This window comes from Pseudomonas sp. GM17 (assembly GCF_000282175.2).
Classification (GTDB): Bacteria; Pseudomonadota; Gammaproteobacteria; order Pseudomonadales; family Pseudomonadaceae; genus Aquipseudomonas; species Aquipseudomonas chlororaphis.
On record NZ_CP124732.1, the window covers coordinates 942,646 to 958,814 of the forward strand.

Sequence of the window (16,169 nt, forward strand, 5' to 3'; positions counted from 1 at the left end):
GGAGAGTCATGTGCCTCGGTTGCCAGCCGTTCGCTGGCCTTGTCCTTGAGTCTAGTAGAGCGTGGGATTGAGCGAATTCTGAGCAGTCTCACGCCCGCGTGCCGTTCGGAAGTTCGTCGGTGGGCGAGGGCGGCGCGGCCTAGACTTTGTGAAGGGAGTGACAGTCGTTAACCCATAGTCCTGCAAAGCCGTTCAGGACACCGAGGTGCATCATGCGTATGGCAAGAACCGTGCAACGCAGCCTGGAACAGGCGCATTGCGATTTTGACGTGGTGGCTCATCCACATTCGTCGAGCAGCCTGGAGACCGCTCGGGTGGCGGGAGTTCCCGCCGAGCGCGTGGCCAAGTCGGTGATCCTCGACGACAGTCACGGCCACTACCTGATGGCCGTGCTGCCGGCCAGCCGCCACCTGGATCTGAGCAAGGTGCGCGGCAGCAACGAATGGCAGATCACCCGGGAAAGCACCCTGGCGCATCTGTTCAACGATTGCGAACGCGGCGCGGTACCGGCCCTGGGCGAATCCTATGGGCTGGACGTGGTGATCGATCCGATGCTGACCCGGCAGAAAGACATCTACCTGGAAGCCGGCAACCACAACAACCTGGTGCATCTGAGCATGGACCAGTACCTGAAAATGGTGCCTCATGCCGAGGTGTGCGAGGTCAGTTACTAGCGCCGTCGGCGGATGTACCCACCTTTCGCGAGCAAGCTCGCTCCTACAAAAATGCTTGTTTTCTGTAGGAGCGAGCTGGCTCGCGATCGACTGCGCAGCAGTGGTTCAACCAACACCCAACCCGTTGAGGAGCCCCCATGGAATCCCCATCCCACAGCCTGCCCGCTCTGTTCAAACAACTTGGCCTGCCCGACGACCCCGAGGGCATCGACCGTTTCATCGCCACCCATTCGCCGCTCAAGCCGGAACTGCACCTGGCGGATGCCTTCTTCTGGACCAGCAGCCAGGCGGATTTCCTGCGTAACGAGATCCTTGACGACGCCGACTGGGCGGAAGTGGTGGATCAGCTGGATGTGTTGTTGAGGAAGGGGCGGGGGGCTTGAGGCATCAGGCTTCGGTTGGAGGCCACTGGCGCGCGGTATGCACCAGCGCCAGGATCCACACCGCATCCTGATGGAGTTGATAGACCAGGCGGTAGCTTTGATGAGGGATCAGTTCGCGGGTGCCGGCGATCAATCCGGGGCGCCCGGCTTGAGGATGTTGCACCAGTTGCGTAGCCGATGGGCTGAAGCGTATGTCCATGTCCAGCGCCGCCTGCGGATTCAGGGCATGCAGGTAATCCCATATGTCTGCACGATCCTGTGCGGCTTGCGGCGTCCAGATCACTTTCATTGCCGGGGCGCTACCTGTGCCCTGCGGGCCGCGAAGGTGGCTTCCAGATCATCGTTGGCGATGCCTTTCCCAGCGGTCATGGATGCGCGTGCGGTATCGACCTTCTGTTGCAGAAAGGCCTCGTACTCCCGGGCTTCCCGTTGTTCCTGCACGTACTGACGCATCATTTCTCGGACGATCTGCGATGCGGGGCGATGGCTGGCTTCGGCCTCGGCCATAAACTGATCGCGCAAGTCGGCTTCGAGTTTCATCGTGAAAACGGCATGTTTGGGCATGGGACAGTTCCTGCAAAAACGTATATACCAAGTATATATATCTTCAGTACCTAAGCCGGTCCAGGTTTTCTCGCGGCGACGATCGGTCGCTAAATTGTTTCAAAACTTGACTGGGTTTAACCCCCTCATGCACCATTGATAGTTAGCAAACTAACAGTGTGCGAACCTTCTTTTGCCCGACTCTCTCGAATCACTCCAGATGAATATCAGCAGTGGCATGGTGGTCGCCGCCCGACATTGGCGGCGGATCTGCCAGAGCACGCTGGTCAACTATGGAATCTCCGAAGCCTGCGCCGTGCCCCTGCTGATGATCGGGCGCCTGGGCGAGGGCGTGCGCCAGGTGACGGTGGCACAGGCGGCGGGGATGGAAAGCCCGTCCCTGGTGCGCCTGCTGGACCAGCTGTGCAGCGCCGGCTACGCCTGCCGTACCGAGGACCCCCACGATCGCCGGGCCAAATGCCTGAGCCTGACCGACACCGGCCGCGAGCTGGTGCAGTCGGTGGAAGCCGAGCTGGTGCGCCTGCGTCGCGAGGTGCTGGAAGGCATCACACTCGCGGACCTTGAGGCGGCGCTGAAGGTGATCCGCGCCTTCGAGTCGGCTGCCCAGCCACCGGCGGTGCCTTCTTGAGCGGATTCTTTACCGGCGTGCCGCCGGCGCGCGACTGGTTCTACGGCGTGCGCACCTTTGCCGCGTCGATGATCGCGCTGTACATCGCCATGCTCATGCAGATGCCGCGTCCGTACTGGGCGATGGCCACGGTGTACATTGTCTCCAGCCCGTTCGTCGGGCCCACCAGTTCCAAGGCGCTGTACCGTGCGATCGGCACCTTGCTCGGCGCCTCGGCGGCGGTGCTGTTCGTGCCGATGTTCGTGCAGAGCCCCTATCTGCTGGTGGTGATCATCGCCCTGTGGACCGGGATCCTGCTGTTCCTCTCCCTGCACCTGCGCACCGCCAACAGCTACGCGCTGATGCTGGCCGGCTACAGCCTGCCGCTGATCGCCCTGCCGGTGGTGGATAACCCGCTGGGGGTGTGGGACGTGGCGCAGGCCCGCACCGAGGAGATCTTCCTCGGCATCGTCTGCGCGGCCGTGATCGGCAGTATGTTCTGGCCACGGCGGCTGGCGCCGGTGTTCGTCGATTCGGCGGGCAAATGGTTCGCCGATGCCGCCACCTATAGCCAGCGCTTTCTCAGCCGCAACGTGCAGCCCGAAGAAGTCAGCGCCTTGCGTGCGTCCATGGTCGCCACCTTCAACAGCCTGGAGCTGATGATCGGCCAGTTGCCCCATGAGGGCGCGCGCCCGCAGACCGTGCGCAATACCAAGGAGCTGCGCGGGCGCATGATCCACCTGCTGCCTGTGGTGGACGCCCTGGACGATGCGCTGTACGCCCTGGAGCGACGCACCCCGGAGCTGGTGGAGCAGTTCGCGCCGCTGCTGGCCCAGACCGGGCAATGGCTGGAAAGCACCGCCCAGGGCACCTCGGTCGAGCGCTGGCAGGCCCTGCGCGGCCAGCTTGAAGCGCTGCAACCCGACGCCGAAGCCCTCGACGACCGACGCCAACTGCTGTTTTCAAACGCCCTGTACCGCCTCGGCGAATGGATCGATTTGTGGCAGGACTGCCGCAGCCTGCAACACGCCATTCAATGCGAAAGCCAGGACATCTGGCGCGCGGTCTATCGCCACTGGCGCCTGGGCCGCCTGACGCCGTTCCTCGACCGCGGGCTGATGCTGTATTCGGTGGCCTCCACTGTCCTGGCGATCATCGTCGCCTCGGTGCTGTGGATCCTCCTGGGCTGGACCGACGGCGGCAGCGCGGTGATCCTCGCGGCGGTGGCCTGCAGCTTCTTCGCCTCGATGGACGACCCGGCGCCGCAGATCTACCGGTTCTTCTTCTGGACCGCGATGTCGGTGCTGTTCGCCAGCCTCTACCTGTTCCTGATCCTGCCCAACCTGCACGATTTCCCGATGCTGGTGCTGGCCTTCGCCGTGCCGTTCATCTGCGTCGGTACCCTCACGGTGCAACCGCGTTTTTACCTGGGCATGCTGCTGACCATCGTCAACACCTCGTCCTTCATCAGCATCCAGGGCGCCTACGACGCCGACTTCCTGAGCTTCGCCAACTCCAACCTGGCCGGGCCCATGGGCTTGCTGTTCGCCTTTGTCTGGACCCTGATCGCCCGGCCGTTCGGCTCGGAACTGGCGGCCAAGCGCATGACCCGCTTCAGCTGGCAGGACATCGTCGGCATGACCGAGCCCGCCAACCTGGCCGAACACCGCCATCTGGGGGTGCAGATGCTCGACCGCCTGATGCAGCACCTGCCGCGGCTGGCCATGACCGGCCAGGACACCGGCGGGGCCCTGCGCGAAGTGCGCGTCGGCCTGAACCTGCTGGACCTGCTGGCCTATGCGCCGCGGGCCCAGGGCAACGCGCAGGTGCTGTTGCGTCAGGTGGTGGCCGAGGTCGGCGCCTACTTCAAGGCTTGCCTCAAGGCCGGCGAACGCCTGCCGGCACCGAGCGGCCTGCTGATGACCCTGGACCGCGCCCGCCGCACCCTGGATGCCCACAGCCAGGACGACCGCGAAACCCGTTTGCACCTGCTGCACGCCCTCAGCGGCCTGCGCCTGGCCCTGCTGCCCGGTGTGGAATTCGTCGGCGGTGGCGAGCTTGAAGAACCGCTGCCCCATGGCATCGATGGAGCGCCTTTATGATCGGTGACCTGGATATCAGCGGGGTATTCCTGCCCACGCTGCTGGTGCTGATGGGCCTTACCTATGGCTTGTACCTGGTGGTCCACGGGCTGCTGACGCGCCTGCATTTTTATCGCCTGGTCTGGCACCGGGCTTTGTTCAACGTTGGTCTGTACGCTTTGCTGCTCGGCGCCGTGGACTCACTCAGTCGATACCTGATGACATGAAAAAACCTTTATTGACCATTGGCCGTGTGGTCCTGACGTTGCTGGTGGTGAGCTTCGCGGTCGTGGTGGTCTGGCGCATGGTGATGTACTACATGTTCGCGCCCTGGACCCGGGACGGGCATATCCGCGCCGACATCGTGCAGATCGCCCCGGACGTCTCCGGGCTGATCCAGCAGGTGCAGGTGCGTGACAACCAGCTGGTCAAGCGCGGCCAGGTGTTGTTCAGCATCGACCAGGACCGTTTCAGCCTAGCCCTGCGCCAGGCCAAGGCGTCCCTGGCCGACCGTCAGGAAACCCTGGCCCAGGCCCAGCGCGAGGCCAGGCGTAACCTCGGCCTGGGCAACCTGGTGCCGCGCGAGCAACTGGAAGAAAGCCAGTCCCGCGTGGCCCGTGCCCAGTCGGCCCTGGCCGAGGCCCAGGTGGCGGTGGACAGCGCCCAGCTGAACCTTGACCGTTCGGTGATCCGCAGCCCGGTGGACGGCTACGTCAACGACCGCGCGCCACGGACCCAGGAATTCGTCACCGCCGGGCGCCCGGTGTTGTCGGTGGTGGACAGCAACTCCTTCCACATCGACGGTTATTTCGAGGAAACCAAGCTTGACGGCATTCATATCGGCCAGGGCGTCGATATCCGCGTGGTCGGCGATCGCGCGCGGCTGCGCGGGCATGTCGAAAGCATCGTCGCCGGCATCGAGGACCGCGACCGCAGCAGCGGCTCCAACCTGCTGCCCAACGTCAACCCGGCCTTCAGCTGGGTGCGCCTGGCCCAGCGGATTCCGGTGCGCATTGCCTTCGACGAGGTGCCGGAAGACTTCCGCATGATCGCCGGGCGCACCGCCACCGTGTCGATCATCGACGATCAGGCGCCAATCCGGTCGGAGCCGGGGCAATGAACAGCGCCCTGCGTGTGGCAACGGCCGGGCTCGGCTTTTTGCTGCTGTCAGCCTGCCAAATGGTCGGCCCGGACTATCACCTGCCGGACGATGCGGCGCTGCATCGCGGCGATTTGCAGGGCGAACTGGCCGGATCGAGCGACAAGGTGGTCTCGGCGCCGGTCCCGGCGGACTGGTGGCGCTTGTACCAGGACCCGCGCCTGGACCAGCTGGTACAGCAGGCCATGGCCTCCAACACCGACCTGCGGGTCGCGGCAGCCAACCTGGCACGGGCCCGCGCCCAGGTCGACGAGGCCCAGGCGGCCGGCGGCTGGAGCGGCGGGGTCAAGGCCGGGGTCGAGCGTCTGCAGGAGTCCGGCGAAGCCTTCCTGCTGCCGGAGAAAGTGCCGGTGGCCAACGTCGGCAACCTGTCCGTCAGCACCTCTTATCAGTTCGACCTGTTCGGCACCCTGCAGCGCGGCATCGAGGCGGCCCAGGCCAACGCCGATGCCACCCAGGCGGCGGCCGATACCGCGCGCATCACCCTGGTGGCCGACGTGGTGCGGGCTTACACCCAGGTTTGCGCGGCCAACGAAGAGCGCGAGATCGCCGAGCACTCCCTGGACCTGCAGGCCCAGAGCACCGCGCTGATCCAGCGCCTGCGCGACGCCGGGCGTGGCGACGAAACCCAGGTCACCCGTTCCCAGATCCAGTTCAAGTCCCTGCGCGCCGAACTGCCGCGCTATGAAGCGGCGCGCCAGGCCGGCCTGTTCCGCTTGTCGATGCTCCTGGCCAAGCCGCTGAACCAGTTGCCGGCCGGCACCGACAGCTGCGCCGAGCTGCCGCACATTGCGCAATTGTTGCCGGTGGGTAACGGCGCGACCCTGCTCAAGCGTCGCCCCGACGTGCGCCAGGCCGAACGTCGCCTGGCCGCGGCCACCGCCGATATCGGCGTCGCCACCGGCGCGCTGTACCCGGACATCAGCATTGGCGCGACCGTCGGCACCGTGGGCATCGTCGACAACCTCGGCAAACCCTCCACCAACCGCTGGGGCTTCGGCCCGCTGATCAGCTGGACGGTACCGGCCAACGGCGCCCGCGAACGTATTCATGAGGCCGAAGCCGCCAGCCAGGGCGCCCTGGCGCATTTCGACGGGGTGGTGCTCAACGCCATCCGCGAAACCCAGACCGGCCTGGCCCAATACAGTGCCCAGTTGCAACGTCGCGACGCCCTGGCCGAGGCCGAGCAGTCGGCGCGCCAGGCCGCCGACCAGACCCATCGCTTCTTCCAGGCCGGCCGCGAGTCGTTCCTCGCCGACCTGCAGGCGACCCGCACCTATACCGACGTACGGGCCCAGCTGGCCGCGGCCAACACCCAGGTGGCGATGAGTCAGATCGACCTGTTCCTGGCCCTGGGCGGTGGCTGGGAAAGCGGACGAACGCAAGCCTCGAACCCCGCCAAACCCTGAGGCCGTTGCTATGCTTTGAACAGTTGGCTGAGCACCTTGCGTCCAGTGCTCGGCCAGCGGTCAGGCACGTGATGGTCATGGGGATTCCAATAATGAAAAACCCTTATGCTCTCGGCTTCTGGTGCGCCATCGTCGCACTGGTGCTGCTTTCTGCGACTTATTTCTACGGTGTCATGCTGGCGCACCAGATCGACAAGGCCATGATTTTTCTCGACAGCGCCAGCGCGCTGATTGCGGTGAGCGCCATTGTCTTCGTGGCCTGGACGTCGTTCCAGACCCAGAAAATCAAGAAAAGGCAGCTCGAGCAGGGCAAGACCCTGGTCGCGATCTGGGACACCAAAGTCGCCCTGCGCCGGGTCGAGACGGTGTTCGACCGTTACTTCTGGGGCAGTTATTGGCAGCCGGGGCGGACCTTCCAGGAAGTCATGGGCGAGTTGACCGGCACCCCCCTGGAAAAAAGCCTCGAAGCCCTGAAAAAACAGTGCGTATTACTGGATAAACAGGCCGCCGACGGTCGCCACTGGCTGAACAATGCCCGCGAACTGTCCGATGTCGCCGCCGCCATGGCCCGCGAACGCTATCAACTGGATTTCTGCGACCCGCGTTCGGAAACCCCGGGCGGCGCGGTGATCAACCGCGATTTCGAAGTGCTGGTCTACACCTGGACTGCGCGCCTGAAAAGCTTCGATCACCAGCTCGACGCACTGGAGGTCGAATACTCCGAACACGCCACGTAGCCATGTAGCCGCTGCCGAGCCCGCGAGGCTGCGATCGGTTGCAGAGCAACCGCAAACCCTGAATCCGTGATCTGCCTGAAGAAACGCACCGTCTGGCCCAGCGACGGCTGCGCCGCCGATCGCAGGCTGCGCCAGCGGCTACAGGCTGTGTCTTCAGCTTCCCCTGTTCACTACTTTTCACATGGAAAGGTTGGGCCGCCTGGCCTGGCCGGTGCTAATCTTCGGCAGTTTTACGCACAGTCGAGCCACAACCCGTGCCGGGTTCAGGGAAGACGACCACACATTCAACATCGGATCGATCGGGTCAAATAATGAATAAATCAGCAGGCGTACTGTTAGGAATCGTCGTCGCGGTGGGCGCTATCAGTGCCGGCGGCGCCTGGTATACCGGGACCAAGCTGGAAGGGGTGCTGCAAACCTCTATCGCCGACGCCAACAAGGAACTCCAGGCCGCCATGGTCGGTTCCAACGGTACCGCCAGCCTGGAGCTGGTATCGCTGGAGCGCAACCTGTTCAGCAGCACCGCGCGCTACCGCCTCAAGGGCCAGGGCGAGATGTTCGGCGACAGCGCCGAGGGCGTCGAGCTGGTGTTCGTCGACCGCATCGAACACGGCCCGCTGCCGTTCTCGCGCCTGATGACCCTGAAATGGCTGCCGGTCATGGCCACCAGTCACTACGAGCTGGAAAAGAACACCCTGACCGAGAAATGGTTCGCCGCCACCAAGGATGTTTCCCCGCTCAAGGGCGTGGTCAACCTGGGTTACGACCGTTCCGCCAGCGGCAACCTGGAGTTGCTGCCGCTGGAGACGGCCCTGGACGACAAGTCGACCCTCAAGTTCTCCGGCCTGAAGCTGGACCTCTCGACCAGCGCCCAAGCGCAGAAGGTCAAGGCCGAAGGCTACATGGACAGCCTCAAGCTCAACAGCGTCGCCGAAGACCAGACGCCGGTGCAGGTCGAGCTCAACGGCCTGACCCTGGCCAGCAACCTGACCAAGAGCAACTATGGCTTCTACGTCGGCGACAACACCCTGGAGCTGACCAGCACCAAGGCCACGTTCGGCGAGAAACAGTCGGTGCTCAGCTTCAAGAATTCGCAGATCAAGAGCGCCACCGACGAGAAGGGCGCCCACCTGGCCGGCCGTGCCGACTACAAGATCGGCGAAGTCGCCCTCAACGGCAAAGCCGTCGGTTCGGCGCAAATGACCTGGAGCATGAAGAACCTCGACATCGCCTCCGGCATGTCGCTGATGCAGGTCTACCAGAACAAGCTGCAACCCTACGAAGACGCCGTCGCCGCGGCCGAAGCCGCCGGGGAGCCAGCGCCCGAGCTGAACCTGAGCGAGGCCGAGCAGGCCCAGGTCAAGGCTGACCTGGACAAGTTGCTGGCCGCCCAGCCGCATATCGCCCTGGAAAACCTCTCGTTCAAGACCACCAATGGCGAAAGCCGCCTGAGCCTGGTGGTGGACCTGAACAAGCCGCAATCCATGGAACTGCCGCCGGCCGAACTGAGCAAGCAACTGCTCACCCAGCTGGACCTGAACCTGCTGCTGTCCAAGCCGATGATCGCCGACATGGCATCGGTGCAGGCGCAGCTGGACGGCGTGACCGACGCCAAGGCGATCGCCGACCAGGGCAGCATGGCCGCCGACATGGTCAGCGGCATGGCGCTGGGCACCCAGCTGGCCAAGCTGGAAGGCAACGACATCGTCTCCAAGCTGCGTTATGCCAACAACGAAGTGGACTTCAACGGCCAGAAAATGACGCCTGAGCAGTTCGTCGGTTTTGTCATGAGCAAACTGGGTCCGGTCACCATCCAGTAAGCCGCGCAAAACCCCTCCACGGGGTTTTCAGCCAGAAACGCCCGGCCTCCGTACCACGGAGTCACCGGGCGTTTTTTTGCCTGTAGCTGGCGGGAAAATTCCCCCCCCAGAGCCTCCTTGAACATGGCTACAGGCCACGTCGTTCGCGGATTCGCGCAGAAACGAATCTGAAGAAATATTGCATTTGCGCATCCGCATCAGCCTTGCATGGAAGACTCCGCCCCAATCTGGCCGAGTCATCTGATTCGGCTTCCTGGCACGTATCAGGCGGGGGGACACAAGACCCCGGCTAGCCATGTAAGGATGCTGAAGAAAATGCCGCCCATTGTTTATCCTGTTCGCCTTTATGGTTTGCGGCCGCTGCTGCGCCTGGCGTTATGCAGCCAATTGCTGTGGCCGACCCTGGCCCTCGCCGACCCGGCGTACGACCGCCTGATTCTCGACGCCCGCGCCGGCAGTTATGCGCCAGCCCTGAGCCATTTGCGCCAGGTGCCGGCCGACCGCCTGAACGCCGGGCTGGTCAGCGACCACCTGCAGATCGCCAGCTGGGCCGGCCTCGACAGCGAGGTGGTGAATGTCTATGAAACCCAGGCCCGTGGCCGGGTGCTGCCGATCCAGGCGCTGACCGCCACCGCCCGTGCCTACCGCAATCTGCAGCGCTGGGACGCGGCGATCCAGGTGTACCGCCTGGCCCTCGAACGCGACCCACGCAACCCCGACCTGCAACTGGGCCTGGCCCTGACCCAGGCCGACGCCGGCAAGCCTGAGGAAGCCGTGCGCCGTGCCCGCGAACTGGTGGCGGCCAAGCCTGACGATGCCACCCGCCGCCTGGCCCTGGGCTACGCCCTGACCCGCGCCGGTTCGCCGTATGACGCGCTGTTCGAGTTCGACCAGGCGTTTATCCGCGCCGGCACCCGGCCGGAAGTCGCCCGCGAATACGTGTTCGCCCTGCAACGGGCCCGCCTGCCGGAACCGGCCCTGCGCCTGGCCCGCCAGCGCCCGGGGCTGATCGATCCGCTGATCGAGCGCCGTCTGCAAGGCGACCTGGCCGCCGAGCGTGTGCGCCTGGCCGAGCTGGCCACCCGCAGCGAGAAAGAGCGTTATGTCATCGCCGACCGCGCCCTGGCCGATTACGACCAGTTGCTCGCCACCTGGACCCCGGACCCGGCGGCCAGGGACGACGTGACCCGCTGGCGCATCGACCGCATGGGCGCGCTCAAGGCCCGGGCACGCACCGCCCAGGTAATTGACCAGTACCGCACGCTGACCGCCGAAGACGTGGCCATCCCCACCTACGCCCGGCGTTGGGTGGCGGCCGCCTACCTGGACCAGCGCCAGCCGGAGATCGCCAGCGACCTCTATCGCCAGGTGCTGGCGGCGCCGGATGCCGATGTCAGCGACCGCGTCGAAGACAGCACCGCGCTGTACTACGCCTTGCTGGAAAGCGACCGCCCGCAGGAGGCGCAACAGGTCGCCGACGACCTGGCCAGGAACCAGAAACCGCGGGTCGAGCTCAAGGGCTTGCCGATGGGCAACCCCAACGATGAATGGATGGACGCCCAGCAGCTCGCCGCGCAGTCCGGCACCTACAGCGCCGACCTGCCGGGCAGCGAGCAGCGCCTGGCCAGCCTGGTGGACCAGGCGCCGGGCAATATCGGCCTGCGCGTGGCCCAGGCCAACCTGTACCAGGCCCGGGACTGGCCGCGCCGCGCCGAGGGCCTGCTCAAGGAAACCGAGAGCATGGCGCCGCGCGATGTCGGCCTCGAGGTTGCCCAGGGCCACACGGCCCAGGACCTGCAGGAATGGCGTCAGCTCGATGCCCTGACCGACGATGTGGTGCAGCGTTATCCCGACAACCGTCAGGTGCAGCGCCTGGCCCGCCAGCGCCAAGTGCACGACATGGCCGAGCTGCGGGTCGAAACCTATGGCGGCAAGAGCTACGGCGGCGGCAACAGCGGCGCCGGCGCGGTTTCCGGGAGCAAGGATTTCGGCATCGAGACGGTGCTCTACAGCCCGCCGATCAATGAAGACTGGCGCCTGTTCGGCGGCCTCGGCTATGCCACCGGCGACTTCCAGGAAGGCACCGGGCACCACCGCTGGCAGCGTATCGGCGTGGAGCGCCGGACCCGCGACATGACCCTGGAAGCGGAAGTCTCCAACCACTCCTACGGCTTTGACGACAAGCAGGGCGCGCGGCTGTCCCTGGCCCGCGACATCGACGATCACTGGCAGTACGGCGCCAGCCTGGAATACCTGTCGGCCAACACGCCGCTACGGGCGCTCAACAGCAACATCTACGCCAATGGCGGCAGCGGCTTCGTGCGCTGGCGGGCCAACGAGAGCCGGGAATGGCGGCTGGCCCTGAGCCCCTCGCATTTCAGCGATGGCAACAACCGTCTCGAAGCTGTGCTCACCGGTCGCGAGGGCGTCTATGCCACGCCCCACGTGCAAGTCGACCTGGGCCTGGAGGTCGGCGCCAGCCGCAATACCAAGGAAGACACGCCCTACTTCAACCCTAGGTCGGACTTCACGGTGCTGCCGACGGTGAACATCAACCACGTGCTCTATCACCGCTACGAAACCTCCTGGAGCCAGCAGTTCCAGGTGGGCGCCGGTACCTACAGCCAGCGCGATTACTCCACCGGGGCGATCGGCCTGCTCAGCTATGGCCAGCGCGTGACCTGGAACGACGTGTTCGAAGCCGGGGCTGCCCTGAGCGTGCTCAACCGGCCTTACGACGGCGACCGGGAAACCGACCTGCGCCTGCTTCTCGACCTTACCTACCGCTTCTAGAAGAGTCCGAAGATGCCTCCGATGACCCGTTGCATCCTCCTGCTGGGAGCCCTGATTCTCAGCGCCTGCGCCCAGCCCGCCGCGGATTTCCTGGCGCCGGCGCAGCGCCCGGTGCCCGCCAGCGAAACCCCGTGGCCGAAAAACCACGTGCTGGGCATTGCCTACCACGACGTCGAAGACCGCGACCCCGACCAGGCGGTGGTGGCCGTGCGCACCGAGCGCCTGATCGAACAGCTGGCCTGGCTGCGCGAGAACGGCTACCAGCCGGTCACCGTGGACCAGATCATGGCGGCGCGCAAAGGCGGCCCCGAGCTGCCGGCCAAGGCCGTGCTGCTGAGCTTCGACGACGGTTACGCGAGCTTCTACACCCGCGTGCTGCCGGTGCTGCGCAGCTACAACTGGCATGCCCTGCTGGCGCCGGTGGGGGCGTGGGTCGATACCCCGCTGAACCAGCCGGTGGATTTTGCCGGCACCCCGCGCCAGCGCTCGGACTTCCTGACCTGGGAGCAGGTCCGCGAGATCTCCCGTTCCGGCCTGGTGGAAATCGCCGCCCACACCGATGCCAACCACAAGGGCGTGCTGGCCAACCCCCAGGGCAACCTGCAACCGGCCGCCGCCACCCGGCGCTATGACGCCAGCACCGGGCGCTATGAAAGCGAAGCCGAATTCGAGGCGCGCCTGCGCAGCGACGTGGCGGCGATCTCGAAAAAAATCCGCGCCGCCACCGGCTACAGCCCACGGGTCTGGGTCTGGCCTTATGGCGCCGCCGACGGCACCGCGCTGCGGGTGGTGGGCGAGGAGGGCTACGACATGGCCCTGACCCTCGACGACGGCCTCGATGCCCTCGACAACCTGATGAGCAGCCCGCGCTTCCTGGTGTCCTCGGACCCGGACGGCATCCACTTCTCCAACAGCATCGTCGGCGTCGAGGCCAGCAACCCGATGCGCGTGGCCCATGTCGACCTGGACAACGTCTACGACCCGGACCCGCAGCAGCAGGAAATCAACCTCGGCAAGCTGGTCCAGCGCATGGCCGACCTGGGCGTCAACACCGTGTTCCTGCAAGCCTTCGCCGACCCCAAGGGCGATGGCCTGGTGCACTCGCTGTACTTCGCCAACCGCCACCTGCCGGTGCGCGCCGATATCTTCGACCGGGTCGCCTGGCAACTGCGCACCCGGGCCAACGTCAAGGTGTTCGCCTGGATGCCGGTGCTGAGTTTCGCCCTCGACCCGAGCCTGCCGCGCGTGACCCGCTGGGACCCGGAAACCGGCCAGGTCGCGGTCGACCCCGACCAGTACCGGCGCCTGTCGCCGTTCGATCCGAAGGTGCGGCGCATCATCGGTGAGATCTACGAAGACGTGGCGCGCCTGACCTCGGTGGACGGCATCCTCTACCACGACGACGCGGTGCTCTCCGATTTCGAAGACGCCAGCCCCGCAGCCCTGCGCACCTACGCTGCCAACGGCCTGCCCGGTTCGATCGCCGCCTTGCGCGCCGATCCGGCGACCCTGCAGCGCTGGACCCGCTTCAAGAGCCGCTACCTGATCGACTTCACCCATGAGCTGACCGCCAAGGTCAAGGCGATCCGCGGGCCGCAGGTACTGACCGCGCGCAACCTGTTCGCCGAGCCGATGCTCAACCCGCAGAGCGAAGCCTGGTTCGCCCAGAACCTCGACGACTTCCTCGCCAATTACGACTGGACCGCGCCGATGGCCATGCCGTTGATGGAGGGCCAGCCGCGCAAGGCTTCCGGCGCCTGGCTGGAGCAACTGGTGGCCACGGTCAAGGCACGCCCCGGCGCGCTCAACCGTACCGTCTTCGAACTGCAGGCCCGGGACTGGGCGCAAAAGCCGGCGAGCGATATCGACGCCGCGCAGATGGCCGACTGGATGGGCCGGCTCAAGCGCCAGGGCGCGACCAGCTTCGGCTACTACCCGGATAACTTTCTCGAGAACTCGCCGGACCTGAAGACCATCCGTCCCGCGCTCTCCACCAAGTGGAACCCTTAAATCATGTTGGATCGACTGCTAGCCCTGCTCGTTCTGGCGATTGTCCTCGGTGTGCCGCTGGGCCTGATCTTCCTGGTGACCGGCCAGTTCCTGATGGACTTCGTGTTCTTCTACCCGCTGTTCATGTCCGGCCTGTGGATCGCCGGCGGCCTGTACTTCTGGCTGCACTGGGAACGCCACTGGCCCTGGAAGGACGACACCCTGCCGCCGCCGCTGAAGGGCGAGCCGCTGATCAGCATCCTGATCCCTTGCTACAACGAGGGCGACAACGCGGCCGACACCATCCACGCGGCGCTGGCCCAGCACTATCCGAATATCGAGGTCATCGCGATCAACGACGGCTCCAAGGACAACACTGCCCAAGTGCTGGACGCCCTGGCGCTGGAAGATCCGCGGCTGCGAGTGGTGCACCTGGCACAAAACCAGGGCAAGGCTGTGGCCTTGCGCATGGGCGCCGTGGCGGCGCGCAGCGAGTACCTGGTGTGCATCGACGGCGATGCGCTGCTGGCGCCGAACACCGCGGCCTATCTGGTGGCGCCGCTGCTGGAGAATTCGCGCCTGGGCGCGGTGACCGGCAATCCGCGGATTCGCACCCGCTCGACTTTGGTGGGCCGGGTCCAGGTGGGCGAGTTCTCCTCGATCATCGGTCTGATCAAGCGTACCCAGCGGGTGTTCGGGCGGATCTTCACGGTCTCCGGGGTGATTGTCGCCTTCCGCCGCTCGGCCCTGCACCGGGTCGGCTACTGGAGCCCGGACATGATCACCGAAGACATCGACATCAGCTGGAAGCTGCAGCTCGATCACTGGAGCATTTTCTACGAGCCGCGGGCGCTGTGCTGGATCCTCATGCCGGAAACCCTGCGCGGCCTGTGGAAGCAGCGCCTGCGCTGGGCCCAGGGTGGCGCCGAGGTGCTGTTCAAGAACATCCGCGGGATCTGGCAATGGCGCCACCGCTACCTGTGGCCGCTGCTGTTCGAATACTGCCTGTCCACCGGCTGGGCCTTCACCTTCCTGCTGTCGGTGATCTTCTGGGGCGTCGGCCATTTCATCGTCATGCCCGAGGCCATCGCCGTCGACCGCCTGATGCCGCCGGCCTTCACCGGGCTGGTGCTGGCGATGGTCTGCCTGCTGCAGTTCGCGGTCAGCATCCTGATCGATCGCCGGTATGAAAAGGGTTTGGGCAAGACCATGTTCTGGGTGGTCTGGTACCCCCTGGTGTTCTGGCTCGTCAGCCTGTTCACCACGCTTGTCAGTTTCCCCAAGGTGCTGTTCAGCCAACACCGCAAGCGTGCGCGCTGGGTCAGCCCCGACCGTGGCATCAAGCCGACAGATGATGAAGAGGAGGCTCGCTGATGAAAATCATCAGAACCCGTCAACGCCCATTGCTGGTGATCGTCGATGCGGCGTTCACCGTGCTGGCCTGGATCGGCCTGCTGTACCTGCTGGTACGCGGCCTGTGGCCGCTGATCGACACCCACGACGGCCCGCGTATCGAGGTCGGCGTGCTGGAAGCGCTGGGCACCTTGCAGACCTACCTGTGGGTGGCCCTGCTCAACGCCGCCGTGCTGATCCTCTGGGCGCGTTATCAGCAGCGCAAGAGCAAAAGTTTTGCCCGGCGCCGCCTGCCGTCGCCGGCGCTGGACGACCAGCGCCTGAGCGAAAGCTTCAAGCTCAGCGCCGCCAATTTTGCGCGCATGCGCCAGCCCGGGACCATGACGGTGCACAACGACGAGGAGGGCGGCATCAGCCTTGTCACCACCGGCTTCTTGCGCCTGAACCCCGAGCGCCAGCCGCATCCGCCGTTGCTGGCGGATTCCGTGGAGCGCTGATTCGGCTGCTGGTTGAAGGTCGCGGGATCAGGGCGGCCGGGTAAAAATCCCGGCGGTCGTCGAAAAAAGCCCCGGAGCTGAAAAAAAACCGGGGTTTTTTCGT

The 16,169-nt window shown here is 65.3% G+C and carries 15 protein-coding genes; 13 read left to right on the forward strand and 2 right to left on the reverse strand.

All coding sequences use genetic code 11. The annotated features are described in order from the left end of the window. The first annotated feature begins 212 nt into the window (after window positions 1–212). Window positions 213–674, forward strand: coding sequence for an aminoacyl-tRNA deacylase (locus PMI20_RS04190; RefSeq protein WP_007932067.1), 462 nt, complete (start codon window positions 213–215; stop codon window positions 672–674). Window positions 675–811: 137 nt separating this feature from the next. Further along, the gene (locus tag PMI20_RS04195) at window positions 812–1,057 is read left to right on the forward strand and encodes a DUF2789 domain-containing protein (RefSeq protein ID WP_007932069.1); all 246 of its coding nucleotides are present in this window, start codon (window positions 812–814) and stop codon (window positions 1,055–1,057) included. A gap of 4 nt (window positions 1,058–1,061) precedes the next feature. Here PMI20_RS04195 and PMI20_RS04200 read toward each other — a convergent pair whose 3' ends face one another. Both PMI20_RS04200 and PMI20_RS04205 read right to left on the reverse strand, forming a co-directional pair. Next, window positions 1,062–1,346, reverse strand: a complete 285-nt coding sequence (locus PMI20_RS04200) for a type II toxin-antitoxin system RelE/ParE family toxin (RefSeq protein WP_007932071.1) — start codon at window positions 1,344–1,346, stop codon at window positions 1,062–1,064. After that, window positions 1,343–1,621, reverse strand: coding sequence for a hypothetical protein (locus tag PMI20_RS04205; protein ID WP_007932073.1), 279 nt, complete (start codon window positions 1,619–1,621; stop codon window positions 1,343–1,345). Before PMI20_RS04205 ends, PMI20_RS04200 begins: the two co-directional genes overlap by 4 nt. 199 nt (window positions 1,622–1,820) lie before the next feature. Between PMI20_RS04205 and PMI20_RS04210 the strand changes: the two genes are divergently transcribed. The 11 genes from PMI20_RS04210 (at window position 1,821) to pgaD (ending at window position 16,066) form a co-directional block, all read left to right on the forward strand. After that, window positions 1,821–2,249 carry a MarR family winged helix-turn-helix transcriptional regulator gene (locus PMI20_RS04210; RefSeq protein ID WP_007932075.1) on the forward strand — a complete coding sequence of 143 codons (429 nt, stop codon included), beginning with the start codon at window positions 1,821–1,823 and terminating at the stop codon, window positions 2,247–2,249. Next, window positions 2,246–4,330, forward strand: coding sequence for an FUSC family protein (locus PMI20_RS04215; protein WP_007932078.1), 2,085 nt, complete (start codon window positions 2,246–2,248; stop codon window positions 4,328–4,330). The genes PMI20_RS04210 and PMI20_RS04215 overlap by 4 nt, the downstream gene beginning before the upstream one ends. Then, on the forward strand, window positions 4,327–4,536 hold the full coding sequence (locus PMI20_RS04220) for a DUF1656 domain-containing protein (protein WP_007932080.1): 210 nt from the start codon (window positions 4,327–4,329) through the stop codon (window positions 4,534–4,536). Before PMI20_RS04215 ends, PMI20_RS04220 begins: the two co-directional genes overlap by 4 nt. Next, window positions 4,533–5,429 carry an efflux RND transporter periplasmic adaptor subunit gene (locus tag PMI20_RS04225; RefSeq protein WP_007932081.1) on the forward strand — a complete coding sequence of 299 codons (897 nt, stop codon included), beginning with the start codon at window positions 4,533–4,535 and terminating at the stop codon, window positions 5,427–5,429. The genes PMI20_RS04220 and PMI20_RS04225 overlap by 4 nt, the downstream gene beginning before the upstream one ends. Next, entirely contained in the window at window positions 5,426–6,877 is a 1,452-nt protein-coding gene (locus PMI20_RS04230) for an efflux transporter outer membrane subunit (RefSeq protein WP_007932083.1), read from the forward strand. Before PMI20_RS04225 ends, PMI20_RS04230 begins: the two co-directional genes overlap by 4 nt. A 92-nt stretch (window positions 6,878–6,969) precedes the next feature. Beyond that, on the forward strand, window positions 6,970–7,614 hold the full coding sequence (locus tag PMI20_RS04235; protein ID WP_037004411.1) for an NADH:ubiquinone oxidoreductase subunit N: 645 nt from the start codon (window positions 6,970–6,972) through the stop codon (window positions 7,612–7,614). Window positions 7,615–7,925: 311 nt separating this feature from the next. Continuing rightward, window positions 7,926–9,434, forward strand: coding sequence for a YdgA family protein (locus PMI20_RS04240; protein ID WP_007930302.1), 1,509 nt, complete (start codon window positions 7,926–7,928; stop codon window positions 9,432–9,434). 315 nt (window positions 9,435–9,749) lie between these two features. Beyond that, entirely contained in the window at window positions 9,750–12,227 is a 2,478-nt protein-coding gene (pgaA, locus tag PMI20_RS04245) for a poly-beta-1,6 N-acetyl-D-glucosamine export porin PgaA (RefSeq protein WP_007930303.1), read from the forward strand. Between the two features lie 12 nt (window positions 12,228–12,239). After that, complete coding sequence (gene pgaB / locus PMI20_RS04250; RefSeq protein ID WP_007930304.1) at window positions 12,240–14,237, forward strand: poly-beta-1,6-N-acetyl-D-glucosamine N-deacetylase PgaB; 1,998 nt, start codon at window positions 12,240–12,242, stop codon at window positions 14,235–14,237. Window positions 14,238–14,240: 3 nt separating this feature from the next. Beyond that, entirely contained in the window at window positions 14,241–15,590 is a 1,350-nt protein-coding gene (gene pgaC / locus PMI20_RS04255; protein ID WP_007930306.1) for a poly-beta-1,6-N-acetyl-D-glucosamine synthase, read from the forward strand. Next, window positions 15,590–16,066, forward strand: a complete 477-nt coding sequence (pgaD, locus tag PMI20_RS04260; RefSeq protein ID WP_007930308.1) for a poly-beta-1,6-N-acetyl-D-glucosamine biosynthesis protein PgaD — start codon at window positions 15,590–15,592, stop codon at window positions 16,064–16,066. Before pgaC ends, pgaD begins: the two co-directional genes overlap by 1 nt. Window positions 16,067–16,169: the final 103 nt, after the last annotated feature.